The 18,955-nt window shown below is 39.8% G+C and carries 10 protein-coding genes; 5 read left to right on the top strand and 5 right to left on the bottom strand.

The features are described 5' to 3' along the window. Positions 1-171 precede the first annotated feature (171 nt). Entirely contained in the window at positions 172-582 is a 411-nt protein-coding gene (locus tag A9996_RS02130; RefSeq protein WP_066430361.1) for a hypothetical protein, read from the top strand. A gap of 5 nt (positions 583-587) precedes the next feature. After that, positions 588-1,844: an NAD(P)/FAD-dependent oxidoreductase gene (locus tag A9996_RS02125; protein WP_066430360.1), complete on the top strand. Its 1,257-nt coding sequence runs from the start codon at positions 588-590 to the stop codon at positions 1,842-1,844. A gap of 23 nt (positions 1,845-1,867) precedes the next feature. Here the strand turns inward: A9996_RS02125 and A9996_RS02120 are convergent, their stop codons facing one another. From A9996_RS02120 to A9996_RS02105, 4 genes are all read right to left on the bottom strand, one after another. Continuing rightward, entirely contained in the window at positions 1,868-2,227 is a 360-nt protein-coding gene (locus tag A9996_RS02120) for a DUF2237 family protein (protein ID WP_066430359.1), read from the bottom strand. Positions 2,228-2,413: 186 nt separating this feature from the next. After that, positions 2,414-6,763 carry a hypothetical protein gene (locus tag A9996_RS02115; RefSeq protein ID WP_066430358.1) on the bottom strand — a complete coding sequence of 1,450 codons (4,350 nt, stop codon included), beginning with the start codon at positions 6,761-6,763 and terminating at the stop codon, positions 2,414-2,416. 36 nt (positions 6,764-6,799) lie between these two features. Continuing rightward, on the bottom strand, positions 6,800-12,451 hold the full coding sequence (locus A9996_RS02110) for a hypothetical protein (RefSeq protein ID WP_066430356.1): 5,652 nt from the start codon (positions 12,449-12,451) through the stop codon (positions 6,800-6,802). A gap of 483 nt (positions 12,452-12,934) precedes the next feature. Further along, complete coding sequence (locus A9996_RS02105) at positions 12,935-13,258, bottom strand: hypothetical protein (RefSeq protein ID WP_066430355.1); 324 nt, start codon at positions 13,256-13,258, stop codon at positions 12,935-12,937. A 303-nt stretch (positions 13,259-13,561) separates the two neighbouring features. On the opposite strand from A9996_RS02105, the gene A9996_RS02100 reads away from it, so the two are divergent. Further along, positions 13,562-15,067 carry a phytoene desaturase family protein gene (locus A9996_RS02100; RefSeq protein WP_066430353.1) on the top strand — a complete coding sequence of 502 codons (1,506 nt, stop codon included), beginning with the start codon at positions 13,562-13,564 and terminating at the stop codon, positions 15,065-15,067. A 7-nt stretch (positions 15,068-15,074) separates the two neighbouring features. On the opposite strand, the gene A9996_RS02095 is transcribed toward A9996_RS02100, so the two are convergent. Next, positions 15,075-15,926: a prenyltransferase gene (locus tag A9996_RS02095; protein WP_083993816.1), complete on the bottom strand. Its 852-nt coding sequence runs from the start codon at positions 15,924-15,926 to the stop codon at positions 15,075-15,077. A gap of 438 nt (positions 15,927-16,364) precedes the next feature. Between A9996_RS02095 and A9996_RS02090 the strand changes: the two genes are divergently transcribed. Beyond that, on the top strand, positions 16,365-16,589 hold the full coding sequence (locus A9996_RS02090; protein ID WP_066430532.1) for a hypothetical protein: 225 nt from the start codon (positions 16,365-16,367) through the stop codon (positions 16,587-16,589). A 418-nt stretch (positions 16,590-17,007) separates the two neighbouring features. Further along, positions 17,008-18,894: a CocE/NonD family hydrolase gene (locus A9996_RS02085; protein ID WP_066430349.1), complete on the top strand. Its 1,887-nt coding sequence runs from the start codon at positions 17,008-17,010 to the stop codon at positions 18,892-18,894. The last annotated feature ends 61 nt before the right edge of the window (positions 18,895-18,955 follow it).

Genomic DNA, 18,955 nt, shown 5'->3' with positions numbered 1-18,955 from the left:
CGCCATAGCCCTGATTGCAGCGGCATCCTTTTTTAGCTTGGAGCGGTAGCGGAAAGTTAAAAAAGATATAGCGGAAAGCAGGAATCAGCTCCTAAAAAGTATACTTTAAAACACACTCAATCTCAAAGAAATTCTTTTAACTTTCCTTAAATTTTGTGGCTATTAAAAACTATGGATATAGACAGCATGAGATTGTTATTTGATACCGGACTCCTTGTACTTATTTGGATGGTTCAGCTTTTGGTCTACCCAAGCTTTAGATATTATGACAAGCCGAATTTAGTGATTTGGCACAAACACTACACTGTTGGACTGTCGATAATTGTTATTCCGCTTATGTTTGGGCAATTGATACTAGCCAGTGTGCAATGGTTTAATACGTTATCTGCGGAAACACTTATAAATCTCCTGTTGGTTGTTTTGCTTTGGGCACTCACCTTTATTCAATTTGTGCCACTTCATAAAAAAATTGCTGATAACAAAGCAACACCCGCTTTATTGAAACGTCTTGTAGCGAGAAATTGGTGGCGAACCATCTTATGGACCGTCATATTCTGTTGGAGCGTCTACACTAATTTGTAAAAAAAATGAAAAAAGAACAGTATCACATCCATATTATAGGTGGTGGAGTAAGCGGACTAGTTGCCGCTAAGGTTTTGGAAGATCATGGGTACAGTCCAGTAATAATTGAAGCCACTGACCGTGTTGGCGGACGCGTAAAGACTGATAGTGTTGAGGGTTATCAATTGGATCGCGGATTTCAAGTACTGCTTACAGCCTATCCGGCAGCTCAGAACTATTTGGATTTTGACGCTTTGGAGCTTCAACATTTTCTTCCAGGAGCCACTATATTTACCAACGGACAGCAAAAAACTCTTGGTGACCCCTTGAGAGATCTTTCCTTACTTTTTCCAACCTTGTTTTCAGGTATCGGCACATTTTCAGATAAATTGAGAATCCTTAAACTAAATGTTTTATTAAAGAAATCAACACTCGCTGAGATTTTTGCAAAGCCTGAAAAAACGACGTTTCAATATTTGGTAGACTTTGGATTTACGGAAGCGATGATTTCCAAATTTTTCAAACCCTTTTTTAGCGGTATATTTTTAGAACCTGAACTGGAAACTTCGAGCAGAATGTTTGAGTTTGTTTATAAAATGTTTGGAGAAGGGTTTGCGGCATTACCTAAGGCTGGCATTGAAGCGATTCCGAAACACTTAAAAAATAATTTAAAACGAACCACCTTTCATTTCAATACAAAAGTCGAATCAATAGAAGACGGGACGATTGTCCTTGCTAATGGTACCCAGCTAGAATCCCATTTTACAATTATTGCAACAGAGGCAGGCGGACTTATCTCCACTCAAAAAGTAAAAGACATACCATGGAAATCTTGCGACACCCTGTATTTTGAAACGCCTAATAGGTTGATTAAGAAACCTCTTATTGGTTTGATTGCAAATAAAGACGCGCTCATCAACAATATATTTTACCATACCAGTCTTGATACGAACGCTACAGGTGGTAAAGAGCTGCTATCTGTCACCATAGTTAAGAACCACGGTTTGACCAGCGACGCACTAAAAAAGGAAGTTGAAAAAGAATTACAACGTTATTGTGGGGAAAACGCCTATCGGTTTATCAAGCACTACGAAATAGCTAAAGCACTGCCAAAACTAGCGGACTTAAAATATAACATGACCCCTTCTGAAACGAGGCTGAACACACGCGTTTTTCTTGCAGGCGACATTCAACTTAATGGATCTTTAAATGCCGCAATGCTTTCTGGTGAAAGTGCAGCTTTAGGTGTGATTGATGCACTCTCCAACGAAAGTCCATCATAAGCGAAACTACGGGAATAGTTTAACTATGAAGCTTCATATTGTTTTAACAGTTGCAACGAGGTGTATTCCAATGCTTTTTGGAGGGTAGCCTCAAGAACAATTGCTGGTGCAACGCCCGCTTTTTCTGCTTCCAACCATCTCGAGATGCATAGACACCATTTTGAACCCGCCACAAGTCCGGGGAACTTCCACTGTGGAATTGGCGTGGTTAAATCATTCCCTCTCTCTTTTGTGTATTCTAAAAATTCAGGCGTCATAATGGCACATACAATATGCGTCCCCGAATCTTCGCTAATGGTTCTGCAATAGCCATCTCTAAAATATCCTGTTGCAGGTTCAGTACAGCAAGACTGTAAAGGCGTTCCTAATACGTTTAATTCCATAGGTAGATCTTTTCTTGTAATATGATGATTAATGAATTGGCGGTTACTTTTTGAAATGGACTTGAGGATCCTAAAAATACCTGAAATATTTTCTAGCAATGCCCATGCTAAAGTATGGTATTTCTAGGATTCTTTTATACGTCCTTAACCAAAACCTAAAATCAATCCAAACAAAACTTAGCTATTTCAACAATCCACACAACAGATAAAAGGTACTTCTGTCAAGGGCGACGTCCTTAAGATACGATAGTGCCCAAGATGATCTGACAGTGCTTTTTCACTTCTTATTTTTTGCTTTTCAATATTGGCAGAATAGTCTGAGAATAATTCTTCCCGTATTTCCTTTGGATAACTGAGATAGTCAAAGATATTGGTGATGTTACCAAATACCTCAACCACAAGAACACTAAGGGGTGCGTCTTCTGGCAAGCCATACCTGTTTATTAGATCACTAATTTCCTGATTGGTCCAACTACAACTTCCCGTTTTGACCTTATCTTTATAAATGGCAATCTTCGCACCCTCAATCAGAGAAGCATTGGTAAATGACGCATTTGCTGGAACTGGAGTGACAAAATCTGGTCGCTTTTTATACTTTTCATAAGCCTTTAATAAGGTACGTGACGTAGCAACATCTGGAGTGAAAATTTTTCCTTTAGAACGACTTTGAATCAATTTAGAAACTTTACTTCTGGTTTCAATATCCAAATCAAGGTCATCTACCTGATTAAACAATTGAAATTGAGTAAGTAGATGCCTGGCTTTCTCCTGCTCATTTTGCTCGGTCACGCGGTATTTACCTGTTTGTTCCATGGTCTTAACTAAAACAGATGCCCTATTGAAGTCGGTTTTGACCTTAACAGGATCTACCAGTGTCATCAGTTTTTCATCGAGCAAAATATTCCTGAATTCAGCCCCATCTGCTTGGTTTACCTGAGTATATAAAACAGAGTGTAATTGGGTTCGTGGAGGATCTGCAGTAACATCTTTTCCATTGAGAACAGTTTTCGCAAAAGGTGCATTAACCTTTACTCCAATATCATCTCTATTGACATTGCACAGTAACGTTGGTGCAGGATGTTGCATTCCTGTTACCCGCAATGGCCTGCCAAAACGTCCTTTAGCAGTACTCCATAAGTTAGACTTTCCAACTTCAAGATTGCTCCAATGCCCGTGTCCTACCCTAAATTCATAGGTGAAAAACCCGAACATTTCAGGACTCTCAGGATGTAATCCTGGTGGCAAGGGCAGCAGATAATGAATATCATCGTTACCGCTTGCTTTTTCCATGGCCTGCATTGCTCTTAAACCTGCCATATCATCGGTCTGGTTGGGAGTGATACTTCTGACGTACTCAGGATCTATGGGCAGTATGGGATCAGGCAGCGTCTCATCCATAAATTCTCGATTATGACTTAACAATTGGTCGGGCGCATAACGCAGCAGTCTGCAAAACAGGGTATCATGAGGATCTTTTACCGGCTCTTCCAGCTCCACCCACAAATACCTCTGACGTGGCTCAGTGGCGCTGTATTTTTCATTTTTTAGATAGGGAGAAAAAGCCATGCCTACACTTACAATTTTTGGAACCTGCGCAGGAATTATTGTTGTAGGCAACCTTAGCATATCTGGTTTATATTCTTGTGCACTGCCATGATCTGCCTTAAAATGTGGTGTAATGGTATATTCTACTTCCAGTTCGTCAGGGAATCGCAATTGACCATTAGGTCTCAATAGTCTCGATTTTGGTTCAATGGCATCTATAAAAATTAAGGTAGTATGACCCCGGTTGACGATTCCGAAATCGTCAGCAATCAATGATTCAAACGACGCATAGTGCTTAAATTGGATATCCCCTACTTTCAAGGTTTCTAGGTCTTCGTCCCCATCGTTTTTGAATTTTTTAGTTCTGGAGATAGAAAAGCTTACATTTTTGAGGGCATCCCAACTCCAATCTCTATTGATGCGGTAAACGAGACAACCTATCCAATGATTGCAAAGGTCTCCTTTTGAGCCTAAGGTAATACTGCTGTGATCTGGCGCTAAATGATGTTGGATTTTATTGCTGCATCCAAAGACAACGCGCTCTCCTTTTTCTCCTACAAGAGTCATCCCTTTGGAGACTACTCCCAACTGCTGGGCCAATCTCTCCACAATATCGGGAACGGTATTTTGGTTTTGCAGATTATAATAGATTTTAGTGTTAAGCTGTTCAATAATATGTGGGGGATCTGGTTGTAAATAAATGGCTTTTATAGGCGCTATATTAGGTTTTAAAAGTAGCATGTCATCTTCCACAGCGGATTCCTTATAAAACAAAAATTGCATTGTTTTTCCATAGCGTGAGTCAAGATTACGATCGGCCGCATTCTCAAATCCATAATAATTAGCTTGATCTTTACACACACCCCTGAGCGTTATTCTTATTTTTCGAGCGGTAGGTAAAGGCAATTCGTTCATGGCGTCGATGGTGATAGTATTCATCTCCAAATCATTAAAAGGATCAGCGTCATTGCCTAAATTCAAGGAATTAACGTCTCTGAAAATAATAGGGACGTCCAGTTGCCCATCAAACTCTGTTGGAAAATTGCGGTGGGTTTTATATAACGTAATATAATTTTCCATCCCGCTTTCACTTAATAAGTTGTCCATCCTTAAGGTTTCTACTTCCACTGTAATCTCCACTCGGTCAACATCCGGATCTTCTATTGCAGGGGTTATAATCTTCTTAGGAATGGCATCTGTTGATGTTACCCCACTTGAGGATTGAATTAGTAAGGCTACGGGATCTAATCCTTTTTCCTGATATTTATTTGTAAAGATGACCGCTGGGTAAGTAAGAAGAGGGCGACCGATTTCAAGTACGGGATTTGCATCAAATACGGAGTTGTCGTCCACTAGTGTTTCATTGAAATAGGTTGCTGTTACATTTCTAATAGCCTCAGGCTTATTGATCTGGCAGAGTCCTGGTGCGATATATCTTTTGAACAAGCGTTTTGCAGTGGGACTAGCCGCATTGTTATACAACTCTTCTTCCATTTCTGGACCACCGCCACTGATGTCCATCAGTCGCACTCTAAATTCATAGGTGTTTCCATATAAAAGTTTGGCAGCAACGGGTACCTCAGCAAAGGCATTTGTAGCATTGACATTTTTCGGATTTCCAACGGGATCCAACGCTTCATCGTTACGATAGATCAAAATGGCATCTTCATCTTTTAAAACGACGCTTTTACCGATCCAACTTGTAAAATACATCGGTAACCAATAAGCACCATTGGTATCATTATCAGGCTGGGTTGGGAATACCTGATAGGGTAATTCCCATTGGTCGTCTGCGGAATTACCGAGGCTCACCCCTCCAATTGTGTAAACCTGCTTGCTTTTTACTAGGTTGAGGCTATTCCATTCGGTAGCGCCTTCCATTTTCACATCTATTTTGTACCCATAAACGCCCAAAGGAGCATCAATTCGTTTACCTGGATCTTCAGGATTATGGGTCAACTGACGGATGTACCAAATCAAGATTTGCTCATCATCCCATGCCAACCTGAAACCCAAGTCATTCACTGGATGAACACCGTCTGGCTGCTCTCTTAACAGATTACTACTTACAGGCTGTGCAGCATGTACAATTTTTGCAAAACCATCATTGTATTCATTGAGCTCTGCAAATATTTGGTCCCACGGTGCATTAGGAGGCTCTGGGTCTACCAGTGAAAGTGCCTTACGATAAAGCACAGGGAACAACAAAGGCGCAAATACAGGACGCGATTTATCTTTCAATAATTTTGGGAGCCGCGCAGCATAGCGTTTTACAAAAGGACCATCTGCATCTTCATAAAGCCGATCCTGAATAGCGCTGTAATCGGCATTAACGAGATCAACATACACATAACTTCCCTTATCGTACCAATCAGGATGATCCGCAATAGAAATTTCCGCACTATATATCATACCACAGGATCTTGCAAGCAAGGGTTGGCGAAGTATATGGGCGAAGACCTGTCCCCAACTCATATCATCATTAGTCTTCCAATCTGGTTTTTTATTGGCAGGCTCTCTTATCGCACAATGGTAGCTGTCATCGGTTTTTGCATTTTTATGTCGCGGCGTTGTAAAATTGAAAGCATCACGATAGGTCTCCGGCAAGTATTTGTTTAGGGTGATCTCTTGTGTTTCAGCCTTATCTGTCGTATTGTCCAAATTGATCTTCGCCCCAAATTCAGCAGCAATGGCATCTAACACTGCTTTTTTATTGACAGCGGTAGGAACGTTAATCGGAATTGTTTCTGGAACGCTACCCGCATTAGTTGAATTACTTAAGGGCCATTCGTCCAAACCTTTAATAATCTTTAGTTCAAACTCTGGAATGAGATCAGCAAAAGATGTCGCTACATGATCAGGAGCAGGCAACCCCGTGTTGCTATTAAAAGGATCTTGATTTCTTGGGATTAGCACAATGTTCAACTTCATTTTAGTTCCATCGAGTCCCTGTGGAAAGACCATTGTGGTATATCTTCTCTTAGTTTCCATATCTTTAGTAATTAAAATTTGTTACGGCCTCGTTTCTTAAGCCACTTGTCTGTCTTCTCCCCAAGTTTTTGAAAAACTGATATCGATGACTAGGAAGATGCTGATATCCAAAGCAAAAGTTACCTGGGCCGAAGCATTGGTTTGGTTCCCTATTCGTTCTATAATTCCTTTGGCTTCGATCATTATGGTCACCGTCACAATACCACCAAGTAGATTGGCAGTTCCCTTAAACGTCATCAGGGCCGTAATGATGACCTTGTCTTTATCTGCGTACATTGTAATGCCCATCATATAGGTGACGCTGGCATTTCCTACCACAGGCAAACTCACCACAATTGAAATTCCGAAGGCGAAAGCCAGTTCTAAATTTGGACCTACTTTGGTATCGGCCGCAATCTTTACACCTACTGAACCTACCGCATAAATAGATCCGACACCCACAGAAACGCACATCACACTTAAACCTCCCTTGAATTGGAGAAATGCGCCGGCGGTAGGCAGTAATTGTGTAGGATCAGTAGTGACCTTTAGTGCAGCATTGAAATACACGCCCAAAGCCAAAGAAGCCTCCAGTTTCAAGGGGGTTTGCGCACTGTTGTATAATTCATCTGAAGGTGGAAAACGAACCAGCGGGATTTCTTTGGTGGCTTCAAATTTGTATTCCCAAATTTCACCACTGTTGCTCATGGCGACTTTTAGGCCTTTTTTCATGGTTTCTCCATAATCGCCCTGACTTAATTGTGCCAGTACTTCCAGTATATCTATGACAGGCTGCAGTGCATCGCTGAATTCTATTTCAGGTACAGGCAAGCCATTAGTTCCTGAAGGATCAGCACCTTCATACCCAGTTTCCTTGCTTTTTTTGGCATCAAAGTTCCCCTTAATGGTCAACAAGCGTTTCATTTCTCCAAGATCTACTACCATAGCGAGGTTGTTTACCCTGCTTTTCCAAGTTTCAGCTGCCTCATCTAACTTATCGGCAAAAGAATCGACATCAAAATTCAGTTTACCCTCCACAGGATTCGGGTTCGGGCTGGAAGGTTTATTCTTGGTATTGTATTCAATGTAAATCTTTAAGGCATCAGTATCCACCAAGGGCACTTCAAATTGTGGGATATCAAATTTAAGCGCTTTGTCTATGACACCATTGGCACCTTTTTGAAGCATTGTCATGCCTTGATCTACAATGGCCTCCCCTGCTTCCTCTATTTCAATCGCCATTAATTCCAGCACTTTTGTTTCACCATCTTTTAAGGCATTGGTAACAAAGGCCTTCACAGTGTTCCCCGCGCTGTCTATACCATTTAGCATGGGCATCGCTTTACCAAAATTGTCAATGGCATTGCCTATATTTGGAAAAATGCCATTACCTTCCATCAAACGATAAGCATCAGCAAATACAGGCGGTGTCTTACTCAAGAGTTGTTTGATGCCGTTTCCAAATGAAGGGGTCAAAAAGAGGGCTTTTTGGGTCGCAGTGGTTTGTAAAAACCCGAAATTAATAGTTTGGTTCGAAGGATTTTTTAGGATTTCTATAGGATGTGCAATCCGCAATAATTGACTGCTGACCACTGAAGGATCAATAACCTGGTTCTTAATCCATGTCCCTGTCCGGATAAGTGGTACTGTAGTGCCTGAAGGGATAGGGCTAACTTCCCCCGTTCCCGCTTGATGCTGCACCACCGACCAACTGCCAGCTTTTGGCAAAACCACCATTCCTCGCGCTGCCACGACAAAAACAGGGTTTCCATTTTTATCATTTGCATTATTAACATCAAAACGATTGATACGCATTTGCTGATTACTTTTGTTCACATCGATCACGCAGTCAAGATCACCGCCAATACTCCCTTGCTGAAGGTCCAATAACTCTTGCAATTGTTTTGGTGTCAGCGGTTTTCCGGCAGGCGCAACCTGAACATAACCTAAAATTTTCTTGGAGACCACCCTATTGTTGGTATGGCCCTGCGTCGGATTTTCAATTTCAACATCGGCATCAAAATAGACACCACCGCATTTCACCGGTTCCGGATCTCTTGGTCCCGATTGGATGAATTCTACGCCTTTGATACCATCCACATAGGTTTGCCCATTTACAAAAGTATTTGAAGCTGTATATTCTTTAACAGACGGTGCGTCTTTAATATTCCTAACATTAAATACCCCTTTAATTGTTCCTGGATGCACTTCAAATGGTGCGGTCACAGTTTTAAAATCGGCATCAGTGAGGTCAGGATCCATAGGGTCGTTTCCTATTTTCAAATAGCGATAGGAAAAATCGAAAAGACCATCCGATTCGGCTTTCCATCCACTGTCTGTCCGGTAAATACGCCCAGTACCTGTTCGGAAAACGGTAATGGTACGCACTACTCTTATCCCCCATGGATAGAGAATGCTCTTCACCTGAACGACTTCATGCGCTGTGCGCCCCATCATCACATCAAACTTTGCCTGACTTGTTTGCGCCATAGCAGCTGTAGGACTCACCCAATCACTAAAAATATTAGCACCATAACCTGTAATGTCCATACGGGAAACAGGCACTCCTCTGGAATCTTTTAATTTATTGGATTTTGTCAAGGGACCAACCAAAAATTCATTGTTGAAAATTTCTGTCACACGGTGTCCAAGATTACTTTCTCCCGATTTTACGCCGAGTTGATCAACAAGGTTGTTTAACTGAATGATATAGCCCGGAAACATAGGACTGTCGTTCTCTACATGATTGGAGAAAGATTTGCCAAAATTCCCCGAAGTGAGACTTAATTGTATTCCGCCTTTATATCTATTTGTTCCGTCGGTATTTTTTCGAAATTCAGGACGGAGGTTGTTAATATCTGGTTTAACTGTCTCTATGAAATTTTTAGAAATATAACTGATGGCCTTTAATCCGAAGGGCAGTGTAAAAGTAGAAACAGTATAATTTTGAGGGTTGTCCTGAAAATTGTCCACTAGCGAATTGACCACGGGAATTGGTGCAAGACCTACCAAATCCTGATTATTGTTCCAGATACGGGTAGCACCTCCATCATCTTCATAAAAAAGTGGACCAGCTTCGGGATCCATAGCGAGTTTTATGGAGGCTGGTGGGTCAGATCTGTCCGGAGGAGTAAGATTGGTTACAGGCTCCCAGGCAATTTGAGGCAAAGCAAAGGAGCGCGCCATTTGGCCTTTTACTTTAACTTGCATCCCTTCTACAACAAATGGCCAGCTATTTTGCACAACCGCCGTATTTTCTTCTGTGCCCTGTGTCACTCTACCGGTTTTAACGATGACCATATCACTACCGACACTAACTCCTAACTGGTTGGCATTACTACTGATATCCAATAAGGCGAATGGTTCTGCAGAGAGTCTCCCACCAAACACAATACCATCCCAAGCGTTTTCAAGATTATAACCTGCTATTTCTTTAGCAAGTACTTTTGCGTCATAGTTAGTAGCTAATGTCGGTTCATTTGATTGGACATTTGCATCCCAATTTGGTTGCATCCCAATACTTTCCAATAAATTATTATTAGTTTTTGAAATTTCTTCTAAATAGGACTTAGTAATCCTTACGGCACTCATGACCTTCCCTGTTGCAAATAAGGTCTTGGTGTCGTCATTGTTGAGTTCTTTAATTCGCTTCTTGGTAAGAGCTATTCTATCAGCTGGTTGTTTTCTAAGGAGAAGAGGTGATACTCTTGAGGTCCTTCTACTTAAAATACGTGAGATGTGACTATCACCTATAGAAGGGGAATCCTCACTATTAATTGGATCTGAATTTGCAGTAGTGTTATTGTCAGCGTCAGAAACCGCGGGTGTATCATCTAAATCAGTTACCGATGAGGCTCCAAAAGAACCAAAATAAAAAGACGTGGATACCTTGTCTGTAAGTTCATCAACTGGTCTATGCTTTACCGCACAGATAAGCATGTTAAGACTGTTTTTGCGAGAATTGTTAAATGTTCCTTGACTTCTAAATATCCGTTCCCAAGATTTTAAATTTCCGACATAAGGGTCAGGCAAGGTCGGTAAATATCCATAGAGTCCGAAAGACAGAAAGAGGTTCCCCTTCGTCACTTTTAACCAATCTTTATCAAATTCTCCAAATAGGAGGCAAGTATTGACTTGAGAAACGGTGAAAAGCGCATTTTCAAGAGCGATGGCGACAGGTTTTGGAAGGTCTTGCTCTCTTGTTTTGGATATATTATCGGCAATGATATTACCGTCATACAAGTAAACCAGTCGTCGATCTTCAGAGGCCGACAGCATTAACACCGAAGATTTGGTGCGGACTTCAAAAGGTTCGCCATTAACTTTTATTGGTCTGTCAATATTAAAATCAGTATCACATTGTGTGGTTATGTATTCTTCATTTTCCGCACCAGAACTACTCATCAACAAGGGCGTATTCTTTAAAAACTTGAGATCAATAGAGGACTTATGGGGATGTTGTCCATCCTGCCATAAATCAGGATGTTGTGATGTACCGGAGCCATCTGCGGCATGATCCAAAATACCAAGGTATCCGGGGGAACCCACAATTAGAGGCTGTACAAGTCGGACATCGTCATTGGCCAAATTTGACCATGCTGCTCTTAAACCCTTGTCACATTGTACTATAATTCCGCCATTGCCTTGGGCTTCCAAAGGATGATCCACATCTATTTTTGCGGTAGGCAAATACCAATAGCTCTTTTTAATAGCTGCGCTACCTGAAAGACTAATGAAATTGCTGCTACTTTCAGAAACTTCAAATTCAGTTTTGTCTTGCTGCAAAGGAAATGCAAGCACCTTTAATAGTGAATTGTAATCTATTGTTGGATTGGGTACGGGATTGTAGGTAAATTGTAGAGATTGCCCATACATTTTTGAAAAGGAATCCCCTATTGCTAAGGATGTAATTTTTTTTGTGGTGCCGTTCCAATTAAATTGGAGGGTTTCTGGCAATTTGAACTCACAGTTTCTAGCATCCTTGCCATATAGTGACGTTTCAGATGAGGTGGCACTGTTAGCTTGTTCCAACTTTAAGGAGACCTCGATGGTTGTATTGGGCAATAGCGTAATTTTCTTATTGACAAGGCTTGCTGCCTTACTCAATTTAATACTTCCAGAGGTCACTTTTATTCCAGCAAAAAAACCTTCTGCTGCCTCTGCAGAAAAAAGTTTCGCATTCACCCAAACCGTACCCCCAACTATAGAATATTCAGTAATTAGTCTTCTAGTAGAGATTCTATCGACCTTAGAATTAAATAAGAGCACAGGGTCTGTACCCATATATAGGGTGGTCAATTTAATAGTTTTATAAACATCTACCCAAACATAACGGCCTTCAGAATTGATAAATGGCCCCAAGTTCTCAGAAGTTTTGGCGCCATTGGCCCAATCTGGGATACTGCCTGAAATTTGCGAAGTCCTTGTTGGGATAGTCCGAATGAATGTACGGAAACCATCATCTTCAGACGCTTCAATGGATTCCTTAGCGACGGTTTCTATGCTCTTCAATCGGTCACTAGTGATGTTTTCCTTGTTGTAGAAATTAGAATTAGCGAACAGTTGTTCGCCGCCAATGTCTTCATTTTGAAGTAAGGAATTGGCGATTCTTTTCTGTGCGTTTTGCAAATCACTTGCTTGTGTGTCATTTGAAGTTTTCAAATGACCAGTGATATGCTCAAGGAGCGAGGCAAGTTGAAGTTTGTCCATAATTCATGTCTTTAGAAGATACTTATTGCTAAGTGCCATTTAAAAATTAGGGAATTATAAAACAAAAAGTGGGGACTAAAAAAACTATTAAGAAAAGCCTTGAAAGGCACTATTAAAATCGATGATTAAGTTAGAAGGGAAATGAATAGCATAATATTATGTAAAATTTTGAATTTCTCCTAATATTTTAGCGATAAATATTTAGACTCAATGCCCAGGCTAATATCCTGTGATTTCGTGATTTATGATATTTATTCTGTCGTTGTGATGTCGAGGGATCCGTGATAATGCAATAGTATCTGGCAACATTTAATAGTTCCTAAGAGTACCACCTATTTTAGGATCTATAAAATATGTTCGCGTAACTGATTGGGAAATAAACGAAGAGATTAAAAATGACTAGTTGGTTCCAATACAGAAGCGACCCTTTTGAAGTCGCTTATTATCGTGTTTAAAGATATAACTGCAATTTATAGATGTAGACTATTGAACTTTTTGCAACCATCGCTGCACATACTCATCATTTCTGGCGTACCACTGTGTACTTATGGCATAGATGAATCCATTTCTTTTAAATTCATACTCCCATGTCCAACGGTCTTGGTCCTTTTTATCCTTCACCGCAGCGGATTTTTCAGCATCGGTAAAATGTTCCGGAACTCTCAAAAAAAGAGGCATGTTAATATCAAACATCACTTTGGAATGATCCTTTTTGCATAATTTATCTAAATCAGCATCGGACAAGTTTTTGGCTGCTGCAGAAATTTTTTCTTGAATCTCATTGTTGGTATAAGGTCTATTGTTCATAATTGTTTAGGAATATATTTGGTTTACTTTAGGACTATAACCGAAGGGAATTATAGCGCCTTTGTTGAATGGAATTAGAGAGGGTCAAGATAGGAAGATTATTTGTAAAATGAGCGCTTCGTATGTCAGGCCTTAAATTAATTTACAGATCATGACAAAACAAGCAGCTCTTGTTGCTGTTTTCTGAATTCTTCTTTGTTTATGCCCTTCTTTTGTGCGCTAAGATGGCATCACTCATAAACATCTTTAAAATTCCTTCCTAAAAAATTTCAAACCACTTAAAGCTTCATTATTTTTACACTGTTGAAAAAGAAAATCATTATTATCGGTTCCGGAATTGGAGGTCTAGGTTCAGCTGCATTGTTGGCTAAGTCTGGATATGACGTGACAGTCATTGAAAAAAATGCTAAATTGGGTGGTCGTGCCAATATTTTTGAAGCTGAAGGCTATACGTTTGATATGGGCCCTTCTTGGTATCTCATGCCAGATGTTTTTGAGCAGTATTTTAAATTGCTCGATGAAGACATTTCCAAACATTTAGATTTGGTAAAACTCTCCCCTTCTTACCGTGTCTTTTTTTCCAATGATAAAGAATTACCCATTGTTGATATCCATTCTGACCTGGAGAAGGACTTGCCACTTTTTGAGCAGCTCGAGCCAGGGATTACGCCTAAAATTAAAGAATACCTCAAACGTTCTGGTGAGCAATATGAAATGGCCAAGGATACTTTTATGTATCGGAATATGGGCTTTTCATTAGATTTTTTAAAATGGGATGTGATTAAAAAAGGGATTGAACTCAACCCGTTCCAAACCATGCAATCCTATCTCAATAAATGGTTTAAAAGTGAGCGTGTCAAAAAGATTTTGGAATATACCTTGGTCTTTTTAGGTTCTGATCCTGCAAAAACACCGGCCATGTATAATATTATGAATGCCATCGATTTCAATATGGGCGTTTACTACCCCAAAGGCGGCATTTATGAGATTGTAAAGGCATTGGTAACCATCAATAAAAAGCATGGCACACATTTTATGACCAATAGCCCAGTGTCAAAAATTATAGTTGAAAATAAAAAAGCAACTGGCGTTCTCCTCGAAAATGGAACTGTTTTAGAAGCGGATATCGTCATCTCCAATGCCGATCTATGGTTTACAGAAACCCATTTACTTGAAAAGCAAAACCAAACCTATCCTGAAAAATATTGGGAACAGGCTGTGTTGAGTCCGAGTGCGTTTATCATGTACCTTGGCTTAGATAGAAAATTAGATGTTTTAAGTCATCACAACCTGCGCTTTGGTGGTGATTGGAAGCAAAACTTTAAAGAGCTGTTTGATACGCCAAAGCTTCCTGAAGATCCTAGTTACTATATCTGTAAGCCGACGGAAACCGATCCAGACTTATCGCCACCGGGAACTGATAATTTGTTTGTTCTAGTGCCGATTCCTCCAGGGTTAACGCTTTCTGAAATGGATATGGCAAGCTACCGCCAAAAGGTTTTAAATATGATGAAAACCGACTTAAATCTACCGGCAATTGAAGAATACGTTGTCTATGAGCGGTCTTACTGGAGTGATGATTTCCGAAGAGATTACAACGCCTATAAAGGCACCGCTTTAGGATTGGCGCATACTTTAAAGCAAACCCTGAATCGGCCCTTAAATTACAGTAAGAAGGTAAAAAACCTGTATTATGTTGGTGCTGGTACAAGTCCGGGCATTGGAATGCCTATCTGTTTGATTTCGGCTGAACTGGTCTATAAACGTATTCAAAACATTAAAACCTCCAAGCCCTTAAAATCGCTGTAATTTTTTCCTAAAGAATTTCTTTAAAAAACAGATAGAAAAACAGGACTGCTCCCGTGATCACATTGATAAGGGGGAAATAGGTATAGTATTTAAATAGTTTTGAGCTGTTATAGATACTCAGTAGTACGATCACTATATAAACAATTCCGAAGAGGATCGCAATAAACCCTACATAGTAAAATCCGATAGACGCAGAGATCAAATAGGCCAGTAAGCAAAACCATAAGGCCTTTTTCTCACCAAGCATAATGGCCAAGGTATTCACGCCTGCTTTTTTATCAGCCTCAATATCTGGTACCGCAGAATAGGTTTGCATCCCAAAGGCCCAAATAAGACCTCCAAGCACTGCCAGCCATTGAATATGCGTATTTCCTGTGATAAAAAATCCAACGAGTGCCGGAGAAACATATATAATTGCAGAAAAAAGAACGTCTAAAGGGGGTTTACTTTTTGCTCTTATAGGCGTCGCTGAATAAAAAAGTCCTGTAAAAAGAAACACTACTAAGGCGAGCTTTGTGGGCACATTAACACTCAAAAGTAAAGGCGCAAAAGGAAGTAAGAGCAGTACAATGATCGTCCAGAGGCTCCTATGTTTTTCGAGTTTCAACACCGATTCATATTTTGTCTTTTTATCATTATGGATATCGGTTTGATAGTCATAAATATCATTGACACCGTAGATAAACACATTAGCTGGCAAAGAAAAAAATATTCCAAATGCGATTAAAAGAAGCGTTGTGGAAGCATCATATAAAAACAGATTCCCAGATGCGATGACACCCACAAGAAAAGTTCCGAGGACATACATCCAGAATCTCGGTCTTGATAAAAAGAAAATCTCTCTTAGGGTCAGTTTCATAGCAGACAAAAATAAGGTGATAGAATCATTTAATCTAACTATTTACCTTTATTTGTTTATATTATTTAAATATTTGTTAGACAAAAAACTGAAAAATTTTTCAATTCATTTCGCTTCCAAAAAACCACGTGTATGTTTGTGTTGTTTTAAAAATGACCATAACTAGATATGGGCTTTTCGGCAAAAATCAACTAACTTCGTTTAACAGTGGACACCACCAGTTTTATTGGCGACCTCCAAAATAATCAGGTGCAATGACTGCAAGAGTAACCTTATCGCTTTTTAAAATTAGCGAATTGAATTTTTGGAGTACCTTTAAAATGAATGTTTGCAGTTAGTAAAACTACAACCAAGAAATGAATAATGGTGTTAGCATCGTTCAGATGGATCTCACCTCCTGTACCTTACATCAATCTATTTATTATTATTATTATTATTATGAAAATAAACTTATTGTCTTGTGATGCCCAAAGACCCGATAGAAGAGCGATATCCAAATGTATTGCAGAGTTTTCATCCAGTAGTGATGAAGCCTTATCCAATGAACTTACAGATATACTCTTAGAAGGCGATGCTGTAGTTATTGAAATGAAGGATAAAAACTCTGGTTCGGCTTTACGAGCTTTTAGAAAATTAGATCTTGACTATGAAATTATAGAATGAATCATATTAGCATCAAGAAGTGCTTTATAAGATCTCAAAAAAAATACCCCTAAAACTTGCATCAAAGTGAATACTTAAGCAAGACCTTTGTGTCAGACTTTAGATTAACAAACTGATTGTTAGTGGTTTTTGGTTACATGTCCTTAAAATAACATGTTATGTATCAATTTGAGTTTTATAGTGAAGGCACAACCTTGCTTAGGACAAACGTCAGGCAGGGCCTCTGCCTCTCTGGTAAATCGGCTGTGATTTTCCAAAGAAGTTTTGTACTTTTATTGGCAAGAGCTGAGACCATAAGGGACTCATGAATATAAACGTCACCCATAACCAACCAACAAACCACTAATAAAATTCTACTCAAAAGATCCAAAAATAACCTCTAACTCAAAACAATTAGTAAAACCAAGACTTCTCTAAAATGAAAAAACACACGATTTTAATCTCGGCTGTACTTGCCTATTTATTTGTGAGCACATTTAGCCTTCAAGCTCAAGACAATACCCTTCAAGAACTTGAAGACATTGCCATTGTAGATCAAAAAATAATGATGCCCATGCGCGATGGCATTCGTTTGGCAACGGATATCTATCGTCCAAAAACAGATAAAAAAGTACCTATTATTTTTTCGCGGACCCCTTACAATTTTAATTCTTGGAGAGATGGCGAAGAAAATACAGGAACAGCAAAAAGAGCTTTGGAAGCGGTTAAAAGGGGCTATGCCTATGTGGTTCAAAATGAACGCGGCCGCTATTTTTCAGAAGGCGAATGGGATATTTTAGGAGTCCCATTAACCGATGGCTTTGACGCTTTTACATGGATGAAGGACCAACCCTGGTCTAACGGCAAAATAGGCACATTGGGCTGTTCTTCTACTGCTGAATGGCAAATGGCTGTTGCTGCTCTTGATCATCCATCTCATGCGGCCATGGTGCCCCAAGCTTTTGGTGCAGGCGTTGGGCAAGTTGGAGAAATTACCGAGCAAGGCAATTGGTATCGTGGTGGCGCTGAACAAATGCTATTCATCGCTTGGCTGTATGGTGTAGAGCACGATAAATTTAAACCACGCATTCCAGCCGGTGCCACTCAGGAAGATTTGATCAGAATCTCCAGATTTTACGATTTAGCACCTGAAAATCCGCCAATTGATATGGCTGAAGCGCTTAACCATTTACCTATCCAGGATATCTTAAAAAACATCAATGGAAAAAATGAGATTTTTGATAAAATGATCGTCCGAAAACCAAATGATAAAGCTTGGTATAATGGCGGACTTTATAATGATACTATGGACATTGGTGTACCTGGTTTTTGGTTCGCTTCATGGTATGATGTGTCTATCACTCCAAACCTCGCTTTATTTAATCATGTGAGAACTAATTCCAAAGACCCATCTATCAGAGATAATCAATACTTGGTAATTGCACCAACCTTACATTGTAGCTATACGCGAGCCACTGAAAACACTATTGTTGGCGAACGCAGTGTTGGCGATGCGACACTTAATTACGATGAGCAAATTTATGGGTGGTTTGATTTGTGGCTGAAAGGAGAAGAAAATGATTTTAGAGAGAAAACACCTCGAGTGCAATATTATACCATGGGAAGCAACAAATGGCAAGCAGCAGAAACTTGGCCTCCAGAAAATGCCACTTTAAAAACTTTTTATTTAAATAGTAATGGCAACGCCAATAGCCTTTTTGGTGATGGAAAGCTGACCACATCAAAAGCAAAATCTGACAGTCCAGACAGCTTTACTTACGATCCTATGAGACCAGTACCTTCTTATGGCGGTAATGTATGTTGCACAGGAAATGCTATTAAAGGAGGTGCTTTTGATCAACAACAAATGGAAACCAGAAATGATATTTTGGTGTATACCACTGATGTTTTAGAAGAAGGCGTAGAAATTTCCGGTTTTATAGAATCTACGTTATATGTGTCCTCAGACGCCAAAGACACTGACTTTACCATTAAACTTATCGATGTCTATCCTGATGGCACCGCCTACAATTTGGATGAAACCATCCAACGTGTCAGATATCGCGAAGGGTATGACAAAGAAATGTTTATGGAGAAAGATAAGGTCTACAAAGTAGATTTGACGCCGATGTCTACCAGTAATTTCTTTAAGAAAGGACATCGCATCCGTATTGAAATATCAAGCAGTAATTTCCCTCGTTTTGCCCGTAATTTGAATACTGGAGGCAATAACTACGATGAAAAAGAAGGCGTCATCGCTCATAACAAGGTGCATCACTCTGCAAAATACCCATCACAAATAAAGCTCCCTATAGTTTCCAAATAGAGTGCTTATAAATCAGTAGCTCTAAAAAAATAGAGTTAAAGACCAAAGTAGCTCACTAACT

Source organism: Gelidibacter algens (assembly GCF_001678675.1).
Classification (GTDB): Bacteria; Bacteroidota; Bacteroidia; order Flavobacteriales; family Flavobacteriaceae; genus Gelidibacter; species Gelidibacter algens.
Note: the sequence above shows the minus strand (reverse complement) of the source record. Positions and strands in the feature narration are given on the sequence as shown.